Origin of the sequence: Amycolatopsis taiwanensis DSM 45107, assembly GCF_000519205.1 — a bacterium.
GTDB lineage: Bacteria > Actinomycetota > Actinomycetes > Mycobacteriales > Pseudonocardiaceae > Amycolatopsis_E > Amycolatopsis_E taiwanensis.
Genome location: NZ_JAFB01000074.1, coordinates 1 through 1,910, shown reverse-complemented (window position 1 = coordinate 1,910; position 1,910 = coordinate 1). Strand labels below are relative to the sequence as shown.

General features: G+C 56.8%; 1 rRNA gene. It reads left to right on the top strand.

From position 1 onward, the window contains the following. A 23S ribosomal RNA gene (locus A3CU_RS54150) occupies positions 1 to 1,856 on the top strand; the annotation flags it as partial. Positions 1,857 to 1,910: the final 54 nt, after the last annotated feature.

The following is a 1,910-nucleotide window of genomic DNA, read 5'->3' as shown; positions in this document are numbered from 1 at the left end:
CATACATCCGCATCATGCCTTCGGGTGTGGTGTGCAGTGGTGTTGGTGGGTAGGGGAGCGTCCTGCATCCAGGGAAGCCACGGTGGAAACCAGTGGTGGAGGGTGTGGGAGTGAGAATGCAGGCATGAGTAGCGATTGCAGAGTGAGAATCTCTGCCGCCGGATGACCAAGGGTTCCTGGGTCAAGTTTGTCTGCCCAGGGTGAGTCGGGACCTAAGGCGAGGCCGACAGGCGTAGTCGATGGATAACGGGTTGATATTCCCGTACCCGCGTATGTTCGACAAGGACGAGGCGCATGATACTAACCACCCGAACTGGTCAGGGTCTTCGGATCTGAAGCTGGGGAGCGTGGGGCCTGAGTGTGTAGTAGTTGAGTGATGGGGTGACGCAGGAAGGTAGCCCCGCCAGCTGATGGTTGCTGGTGTAAGCGTGTGGCCCGCACCATAGGTAAATCCGTGGTGCATGAAGGGTGAGGCGTGATGCGTAGCCGTTGTGGTGAAGTAGGGTGATCCTCTGCTGCCGAGAAAAGCCTCTAGCGAGAACATGTGCGGCCCGTACCCGAAACCGACACAGGTGGTCAGGTAGAGAATACTAAGGCGTTCGGGTGAACTGTGGTTAAGGAACTCGGCAAAATGCCCCCGTAACTTCGGGAGAAGGGGGGCCGAAACACCTGAAGCCCTTTGCGGGCTGGGGTGGGTTGGCCGCAGAGACCAGCGGAAAGCGACTGTTTACTAAAAACACAGGTCCATGCGAAGAGGTAACTCGAGGTATATGGACTGACGCCTGCCCGGTGCTGGAACGTTAAGAGGACCGGTTAGCCTTTCGGGGCGAAGCTGAGAATTTAAGCGCCAGTAAACGGCGGTGGTAACTATAACCATCCTAAGGTAGCGAAATTCCTTGTCGGGTAAGTTCCGACCTGCACGAATGGCGTAACGACTTTCCGGCTGTCTCAACCACAGGCCCGGTGAAATTGCAGTACGAGTAAAGATGCTCGTTTCGCGCGGCAGGACGGAAAGACCCCGGGACCTTTACTATAGCTTGGTATTGGTTTTCGGTTCGGTTTGTGTAGGATAGGTGGGAGACTGTGAAGCCGGCACGCTAGTGTTGGTGGAGTCGTTGTTGAAATACCACTCTGACCGGATGGGAAATCTCAACCTCGGACCGTGATCCGGTTCAGGGACAGTGCCTGGTGGGTAGTTTAACTGGGGCGGTTGCCTCCCAAAGAGTAACGGAGGCGCCCAAAGGTTCCCTCAGCCTGGTTGGCAATCAGGTGTTGAGTGTAAGTGCACAAGGGAGCTTGACTGTGAGACTGACGGGTCGAGCAGGGACGAAAGTCGGGACTAGTGATCCGGCACCACCTGGTGGAAGGGGTGTCGCTCAACGGATAAAAGGTACCCCGGGGATAACAGGCTGATCTTGCCCAAGAGTCCATATCGACGGCATGGTTTGGCACCTCGATGTCGGCTCGTCGCATCCTGGGGCCGGAGTAGGTCCCAAGGGTTGGGCTGTTCGCCCATTAAAGCGGCACGCGAGCTGGGTTTAGAACGTCGTGAGACAGTTCGGTCCCTATCCGCCGCGCGCGCAGGAGACTTGAGGAAGGCTGTCCCTAGTACGAGAGGACCGGGACGGACGAACCTCTGGTATGCCAGTTGTCCCGCCAGGGGCACGGCTGGTTAGCTACGTTCGGAAAGGATAACCGCTGAAGGCATCTAAGCGGGAAGCCTGTTCCAAGATGAGGTCTCCCACCCCAATGTGGGGTAAGGCCCCCGGAAGACGACCGGGTTGATAGGCCAGAAATGGAAGCACAGCAATGTGTTCACGAGTTGACTGGTACTAACAGGCCGAGGACTTACCCACAAACATGCTCACGCATCCACTCTACAACTCTGAAACACCACACACGATCAACCA